The organism is Pelotomaculum propionicicum, from assembly GCF_004369225.1.
Lineage (GTDB): Bacteria > Bacillota > Desulfotomaculia > Desulfotomaculales > Pelotomaculaceae > Pelotomaculum_B > Pelotomaculum_B propionicicum.
The window spans coordinates 1-478 of the sequence record NZ_QFFZ01000178.1 but is presented as its reverse complement, the minus strand read 5'-3'; the positions used below and the strand labels follow the sequence as shown (position 1 = coordinate 478).

Below are 478 nucleotides of genomic sequence, written 5' to 3'. Positions count from 1 at the left end.
GGCCGGGAAAGTCGGCCGCTGATGCACTTGCCATCACCCGGCAGCGATGCTGGCGGTACAATTGGGTACTGGAGTTTGACATCAAGGGCCTGTTTGATAACATTGATCATGAACTGTTAATGAAGGCTGTCCGTAGGCATACCGACAATCCGTGGGTCATCTTCTATATTCAGAGATGGCTTAAAGCCCCCTTTCAGATGCCAGACGGCACGGTCAAGGAACGGACAAAGGGCACCCCTCAGGGCGGTGTCATCAGTCCGGTTCTGGCTAATCTGTTTCTCCACTATGCGTTTGATGCGTGGATGGTCCGGAATCATCCAGACAAGCCATTCGCTCGATATGCCGATGATGGAGTGGCGCACTGCCGCAGCAAAGAGGACGCAGAAAAGCTTCATGGCAGTCTGAAGAGACGGTTTGAGGAGTGCGGGTTGGAACTACATCCTGATAAAACCCGCATTGTCTACTGCAGGGACGACGA

At 53.3% G+C, this 478-nt stretch carries 1 protein-coding gene; it reads left to right on the top strand.

What is annotated here, in order from left to right:
• Positions 1-478, top strand: a 478-nt coding sequence (locus Pmgp_RS19410; protein ID WP_243119968.1) for a reverse transcriptase domain-containing protein, incomplete at both ends; no start/stop codon positions are given.